This is a genomic window from Streptomyces sp. NPDC094034 (genome assembly GCF_040303865.1).
In the GTDB taxonomy this organism is placed as follows: Bacteria; Actinomycetota; Actinomycetes; order Streptomycetales; family Streptomycetaceae; genus Streptomyces.
This window is the reverse complement of sequence record NZ_JBEOUD010000126.1, coordinates 1-1,286: the sequence shown is the minus strand read 5'-3', so window position 1 is coordinate 1,286 and position 1,286 is coordinate 1. Positions and strand designations below refer to the sequence as shown.

Here is a 1,286-nt window from a genome sequence, read left to right as displayed (position 1 = left end):
GCCAGGGCGGTCTCGCCGGGTTCCAGGCCGTGCTTGTCGAGCAGGTCCTCGTACGACTGGATGCGCGCGCGGGCGGCCGGGTCGGCGAGGGTGTCCGCGGCGCGCCCGGAGGCACGGCGTCCGCCCTGCACCTCCTTCTTGATCACACCGCCGAGCAGCCCTCCGTGCAGCGGGGACCAGGGGATGACCCCGAGGCCGTACTCCCGCGCGGCCGGGATGACCTCCATCTCGGCGCGGCGCTCGGCGAGGTTGTAGAGGCACTGCTCGCTGACCAGGCCGATGGTGCCCCCGCGGCGGGCGGCGGCCTCGTTGGCCTGGGCGATCTTGTAGCCGGGGAAGTTGGAGGAGCCGACGTAGAGGATCTTGCCCTGCTGGACCAGGGTGTCGACCGCCTGCCAGATCTCCTCGAAGGGGGTGTTCCGGTCGACGTGGTGGAACTGGTAGAGGTCGATGTGATCGGTCTGGAGCCGCTTCAGGCTGGCGTCCACCGCGCGCCGGATGTTCAGCGCGGAGAGCTTGTCGTGGTTCGGCCAGGCGTCGCCCTCGGCGGCCATGTTGGCGTAGACCTTGGTGGCGAGCACGACCTTGTCCCGGCGGTCGCCGCCCTTGGCGAACCAGTTCCCGATGATGCTCTCGGTCCGGCCCTTGTTCTCCCCCCACCCGTACACATTGGCGGTGTCGAAGAAGTTGATGCCCGCGTCCAGCGCCGCGTCCATGATCGCGTGACTGCCGGCTTCGTCCGTCTGCGGCCCGAAGTTCATCGTCCCGAGAACCAACCGGCTGACCTTGAGCCCCGTGCGTCCAAGCTGCGTGTACTTCATGGTCACCAGCCAACGGCTTGGAGTGGGCTCAAGGCAAGGGCGGGTCAGTTGCGGGGGAAGTCGCCGGTCCTGAGGACGAGCCCGAGCGGCGTGGTCAGGTCGATGTCCATGCCGAAGGCGACCGTCAGTTCGCGGAGGTACTCGCCGTCCACCGGCTCGGAGTGCAGACGGCACTTGCCCTGGTGGGGATCGGCGATGAGGAAGGCGGCCACCCCGGCGGTGGCGTACGCCGTCCTCTTCGGCCCGTAGTCGTGGTGCGCGGTGCCCTCCGAGATGACCTCGGCGACGAACTCGACGTCCTCGCAGCTCCAAAGACCTCGGGGTGATCTCCCGGCGCCTTCGGCCACGAGGGTGACATCGGAGGCGAAGCCGTTGTGGTGGCCCGGGTAATCGACGCGGACGGCCGACTTGACGCATCTGCGCGGGTACTTGGCGCGCAACTGTTCCACGATGTCCAGGGTGATC

2 protein-coding genes are annotated in these 1,286 nt (G+C 68.6%); both read right to left on the bottom strand.

Annotated features, from left to right (window positions below; all coding sequences use genetic code 11):
* Positions 1-821, bottom strand: an 821-nt coding sequence (locus tag ABTZ59_RS37145; RefSeq protein WP_351426001.1) for an aldo/keto reductase, incomplete at its 3' end; no start/stop codon positions are given.
* Between the two features lie 44 nt (positions 822-865).
* On the bottom strand, positions 866-1,286 hold a 421-nt coding region (locus ABTZ59_RS37140; RefSeq protein WP_351425996.1), incomplete at its 5' end, for a Uma2 family endonuclease.